Source organism: Nonomuraea lactucae (genome assembly GCF_003313395.1).
GTDB lineage: Bacteria > Actinomycetota > Actinomycetes > Streptosporangiales > Streptosporangiaceae > Nonomuraea > Nonomuraea lactucae.
On sequence record NZ_QNFZ01000151.1, the window covers coordinates 1 to 5626 of the forward strand.

Consider the following 5626-nt stretch of genomic DNA (forward strand, 5'->3'; position numbering starts at 1 on the left):
GCTCGCGCGGCGGCGGCGCCGGGTGCCCGCCGAGTTGCTGGCGCGCGCCATCCAGGAGATCGCCGCGACCGGAGGCGCGGAGGGCGCCGCCTGGCACGGCGACCTGTCCCCGTGGAACCTCGCCCCCTCATCCGACGGGCGGCTGCTGGTCTGGGACTGGGAGCGCTACCAGGTCGGCGTGCCGTACGGGTTCGACGCCCTGCACTACTTCTTCCAGCGCGCGCTGCGCCGCATGAACCCGCCCACCGCCGCGCGCGCCTGCCTGGCGCAGGCCGTACGGGTGCTGGCGCCGCTCGGCGTGTCCGCGGCGCAGGCGCGGCTGACCGCCCTGCACTACCTCATCGCGCTGGCCGACCGCCACGCCGCCGACGGACACAGCCCGCTCGGGCCGCCGGACGTCTGGCTCAACCCGCTCGTCGATCACCAGGAGGCGCTCACGTGAAGGCCGCCAAGCAGGTCGTGCTGTCCGTGTCGCGCGGCGCCGGGAGGGTGACGTCCGCCGCGCGGGTCCTGCCGTCGTTCCTGATCGTCGGGGCGCAGCGGTGCGGCACCACGTCGCTCTACCGGGCGCTGGCGGGGCATCCGCTGCTGCACAAGCCCGTGCTGCACAAGGGCGTCCACTACTTCGACGTCGACTACGGCCAGGGCATGACCTGGTACCAGGCGCACTTCCCGCTGCGGGTGGGGGCCGCCCTGCTCGCCAGGCGGCACGGGGGGTCGCCGCAGGCGTTCGAGTCGTCGCCGTACTACCTGTTCCACCCGCTGGCCGCGGAGCGCATCGCCGCCGACCTGCCCGGGGTCAGACTGATCGTGCTCGTGCGCGACCCGGTCGAACGGGCCCGGTCGGCGCACGCGCACGAGCTGGCTCGGGGGTTCGAGACGGAGCGGCGGTTCGAGTGCGCGCTGGAGCTGGAGGCCGAACGGCTGGCCGGGGCCGAGGACAGCCTGCGGGCGCGGCCGTACGCGACGCACCACTCGCACCGCCACCACGCCTACCTCGCCCGCGGGCGCTACTCCGAGCAGCTCGAACGGCTGGAGCCGCTGTTCGGGCGGGAACGCGTCCTGGTGCTCGACAGCCACCGGTTCTTCGCCGAGCCGGAGCGGGCCTACGACCGGGTGCTGGAGTTCCTGGGGATGCCTCATGTGGGCTATCCGGCCTTCGAACGGCACAACGGCCGGGACCGGCCCGCTCCCCTGGCCGACTCGGTGAGGCGGCGGCTGAGTGACCACTTCGAGGAGTACGACAGGCGCCTGGTGCGCTGGCTGGACGGTGGTGGTCCATCATGGCGCCGCTGACCCCAGGCGCGACGGACGACCCGGCCGCCTCCTCGGCAGGTCCGGTGGGCTGGAGGGGCGGCGGGCTGCTCGGGCGGGTGGGGCGCGGCGGGCTGGCCGGGGTCTCCGGCGCGGCTGCCAGTGCGGTGGCGCAGTTCCTGCTGGTCATGGTGGTGACCAGGGCCTTCAGCCCGGAGCAGGCGGGCGCGTTCTTCACGGCCACGGCGCTGGCGCTCATGACCGCCGGGGTGGCCAGGCTGGACGCGGGGAACGGGCTGGTGTTCTTCATCGCACGGGCCAAGACGTACGGATATCGCGGCATGTCCGGCTATGTCCGGGCGGCTCTCGTTCCCAGCCTCGCTGTCGCCCTGGCCGCCGCCGTGCTCCTGTACCCCCGACTCGGACCGCTTGCCCTGGCCATTCCTGTGATGGTCGCCGCCGATGTCCTGCTGGCAGCTACCAGGGGATTCGGCACCATGCGTCCCACTGTGGCGCTGGACGGGCTGTTCCTCCCTCTCGCCCAGCTCCTGCTCGTGGCGACCGTCACGTCTCCTGACTGGCTGTTCTCCTCTTGGTCCGGTGGTGTCTCCTCTTGGCCGCCCGTCGTGCCGTCACCGTCCGCCGGCTGGCCGGTCGTCGTGTGGGCGCTGCCGTACCTCGTCGTGCTGGTCCTCGCCGCGGCGGCCCTGCGTCGTCGCCTGCCTCGTACGCCGTACATGCCCGGGACCGGCCGAGACCTGTGGCGGCACACGGCGCCCAGGTCGGTGGCGGCGGCGATCCAGGCGGTGTTCCAGCGGCTGGACATCGTGGTGGTGGCCGTCCTCGGCGGTCCGGCACAGGCCGCCGTCTACACCGCCGCCACCCGCTTCAAGATCGTGGGTCAGCTGGCGAACCAGGGCCTCGCACAGGCCGCCCAGCCGCGCCTGGTACGCGCGCTGGCCGATGGCGAGCTGGGACGCGCCCGGGAGCTGTACCAGGCGACGACGGCGTGGCTGGTGCTGCTCACCTGGCCGATCTGGCTCGGGTACGCCGCGCTGGCGCCGTGGGTGCTGCGCCTGTTCGGGCCGGAGTACGGCTCGGCACTGCCGGTGGCGCTGGTGCTCGCCGCCACGATGATGCTCGCGACGGCGTGCGGCATGGTCGACGTCGTGCTGACCGCCGCCGGGCACACCACCGCCAGCCTGCTGAACCTCGTGACCGCGATCGCCCTCACGATCGCGCTCGACATCGCGCTGATCCCGGCGCACGGCGCGCTGGGGGCCGTGCTCGGCTGGGCGGGGGGCGTGCTCGTGAAGAACCTCCTGCCGCTCTGGCAGCTCCACCGGCGCTACGGACTCCACCCCTTCGGCCGCCACAGCCTGGCCGCTCTCCGCGTCCACTCGTCGGCGACGGCATGACCCGTCAGGACGCGCCGGGGGGTTCGGCGGCGGGCGGAGCGGGGTCCCGGCGGCCGATCCTGGTGACGGGCCTGCCCAGGAGCGGTACTAGCTGGACGGGCAAGATGCTGGCGGCCGGTGGCGACGTCGTGTACGTCAACGAGCCCCTCAACCCCCAGCACCCACCCGGCCGATGCCCCGGGGTCCTGCGGGCGAACGTCACGCACCGGTTCCAGTACATCTGCGACGACAACGCCCACGACTGGCTGCCCGCGTTCCGCGACACGACCGCGCTGCGCTACCGCTTCCTGCCGGAGCTGCGCGCGAACCGCTCGCCGTACGATCTCGCCCGGCTGGCCAGGTACGGCACGGCGTTCACGCTGGGCCGCCTGGCACGGCGGCGAGCCCTGCTCGACGACCCCTTCGCGGTGCTCTCGGCGGGGTGGTTCGCCGCCCGCCTGGGGTGCGCGGTGATCGCTCTGGAACGTGACCCGGTCTCGTTCGTGGCGAGCTGGCAGCGGCTGGGCTGGACGGTCTACTTCCACGAGCTCCTCGAACAGCCCCTTCTCGTCCGCGACCACCCCGAACTGCTGGAGCTGCGCGCTCTCGTCGGCTCCCAGGACCGCGTTCTCAAGGCCGCCACGCTGTGGCTGGTTACGCACGACCTGCTCGCCCGGACTCCCGGGATCCTCGTCACCCGCTACGAGGACCTGGCGGCCGACCCGATCGCGGGTTTCAGACGCCTGTACGGGCACACGGGGCTGTCCTGGTCGCCGGCCGCCGAGCGCCGCGTGACCCGAGCCTGCACAGCCCCGGGGCCCCGAACGGACTCAGGGCCACACTCGGACTCAGGGCCCTGCGCGCACTCGGGGCCCTGCACGGAAGGGCCGCGGGGGCGGGATCGGGCGTTCGCGTGGGCGGGATTGTCACGGACGGCGTTCCGGCCGATGGATTCGCGGATGGCGCTGGAGAGGCCGGCACGAGGGCTGACGCCCGCCGAGGTGGACCGGATCCGTGAGCTCACCGCGCACGCCGCCGCCGGCGGCCCTCGATCAGGCAGCCGGTGAGCAGGCGGGCGGCGAAGGGCAGATCGTCCACGAGGTAGCGGCGCGCCAACCGGCCCGGCTCGCTGACCAGCCGGAACAGCCACTCCAGCCCCGCCTCCCGCATCCAGGCAGGCGCCCGCGGCACCGTCCCGGACGCGAACGCGATGGCCGCGCCACAGCCGACGAACCAGGCGTCCGGGAGCCTCCGGCACAGCAGGGCGATCAGCTGGTCCTGCCGGGGGAACCCGAGACCGATGAACACGATCTTCGGACGGGCGGCCGTGACCCTGCGGAGCACGCGCTCCAGCCCCGCGGCGGTGCGGTCGAAGGCGGGCGGCGGCGCCTCGACACCGCAGACCTTCAGCCGGGAATAGCAGCTCGCCAGCTCGCGGGCCGCGGACACGGCAACTCCCGGCGGCCCGCCCAGCAGGTAGACCGGCCAGCCCCGGCGGTCCGCCAGCTTGCTGAGCGACCAGATCAGGTCGGCTCCGGTGACCCGTTCGGGCAGGGGCGTGCCGAGCAGACGGGAGCCCCACACGAGGGGCATGCCGTCGGCCACCACGAGGTCGGCGGTGTTGACCAGCTCGCTCAGGGCGGGGTCCCTGGCGACTGACCGGCAGATGTCCACGTTGGGCGTGACGACCCGGCCCCCGCGCCCCGCCTCCAGCGCGGCTCCGACGTGCTCCACGACCTGGGCCTCGGTGAGCGGGTCGATGCTGATCTCGCCGATGACCACCCGCGCCGCCAGGCGCTCTTGAGACTGCGCCGCCAGTGCCAGGCAGGGCTCCGCGCCCTCATCACGATCAGCCTGCCGGGACCCGTCCCGGTCGGTCCCGACGTCGGCCCCCCGGTCGCCCCTCTCGCCCCGACCCCAGCCGGTCCCCTCGACCCGGTCCCGGCTGGGCTGCTCGGTCGGGTCCCAGCCGATCTGCTCGGTCCGGTCCCGGCCGGTCTGCTCGACCTTGTCCCGGCCGGTCCCCTGGGCCCGGTTTCGGCCGGTCTGCTCGGCCCGGTCCCAGCCGGTCCCCTCGGCCCAGTGCCGGCCGGTCGGCTCGACCACACGCCGGTCGGCTTCTTCGGCCGAGCCCTGGTTGGTCCCCTCGCCCGCGCCCTGCACGGTCTCGTCGGCCGCATCCCGGTCGGCCCTCTCGACCCGGTCCCAGCCGGGCCCCTCGGCCCAGTGCCGGCCGTCCTCGTCGGCCCAGTCCCGGTCGGTCGGCTCGACCACACATCGGTCGGCTTCTTCGGCCGAACCCTGGTTGGTAGTCTCGCCCGCGCTCTGGACGGTCGCCTCTCCCGCGCCCTGGACGGGCTCGGCGGCCGAACATCGGTCGGCCCTCTTGGTCGGACCGCGGTGAGGCTCCTCGGTGGGTGGGAGGTCGTCGGTGGCGGGGGGCGATGGTCTTGCCGGCGGCGGGTCGAGCGCGTGGGTGGGCAGGACGGGGTCAGGGGTGTCGCGGGCAGGCCGGAGGTGGGGGTCGGTGAGCCGGGACGCGGTCGAGATGTGCTGGATGGCGCCCAGGGCATGCTGTGCGGCGGCACTCGGAGGCGTGTTGCGGGGGCGGCTGCCGGCGGCCCCGGAAGGCTGCTCTGCCTGGGCCGAAGCCTGGGCGGAAGCCTGCGCCGAAGCCTGGGCCGAAGCCTGGGCGGTGGAGCCTGGAGTCGTGGCCTGCGTCTCCCCCGCCGCAGGTGGCGCGGGATCATCGGCGGGCCGGGGGGAGTCGGCGGTCCCCGCTGTCGGTTCGCGTGCCGCCTCCGGGACCGAGGCGCCGTCGTGAGGGTCCGGTGAGGTGGTCAAATGCCGTGCCCCCGGCCGTGGAGGAGGGCGAGGACCGTGGGGGCGGGGATGAGGCCCGCCGCCACCGCGAGCGCGATGGGGGCGCGGGGTTCGGCGGCCCGGGCGGCGAGAGCGCGCAGCGCCCAGCGGCC

4 protein-coding genes and 1 pseudogene are annotated in these 5626 nt (G+C 74.4%); 4 read left to right on the forward strand and 1 reads right to left on the reverse strand.

Annotated elements, in window-relative coordinates; translation table 11 throughout:
• The 4 genes and pseudogenes from DQW85_RS10220 to DQW85_RS10235 form a co-directional block, all read left to right on the forward strand.
• Positions 1-442 (forward strand): annotated as a pseudogene (locus tag DQW85_RS10220) (hypothetical protein); the annotation flags it as partial.
• On the forward strand, positions 439-1296 hold the full coding sequence (locus DQW85_RS10225; protein ID WP_113700116.1) for a sulfotransferase family protein: 858 nt from the start codon (positions 439-441) through the stop codon (positions 1294-1296). The pseudogene DQW85_RS10220 and the gene DQW85_RS10225, both read left to right, overlap by 4 nt.
• Positions 1284-2672, forward strand: coding sequence for a lipopolysaccharide biosynthesis protein (locus tag DQW85_RS10230; protein WP_113700117.1), 1389 nt, complete (start codon positions 1284-1286; stop codon positions 2670-2672). Before DQW85_RS10225 ends, DQW85_RS10230 begins: the two co-directional genes overlap by 13 nt.
• A complete protein-coding gene (locus DQW85_RS10235; protein WP_113700118.1) occupies positions 2669-3718 on the forward strand; it encodes a sulfotransferase in 1050 nt (349 codons plus the stop codon). The genes DQW85_RS10230 and DQW85_RS10235 overlap by 4 nt, the downstream gene beginning before the upstream one ends.
• On the opposite strand, the gene DQW85_RS47600 is transcribed toward DQW85_RS10235, so the two are convergent.
• On the reverse strand, positions 3672-4925 hold the full coding sequence (locus tag DQW85_RS47600) for a WecB/TagA/CpsF family glycosyltransferase (RefSeq protein WP_275888192.1): 1254 nt from the start codon (positions 4923-4925) through the stop codon (positions 3672-3674). The genes DQW85_RS10235 and DQW85_RS47600 overlap by 47 nt on opposite strands.
• Between the last annotated feature and the right edge of the window lie 701 nt (positions 4926-5626).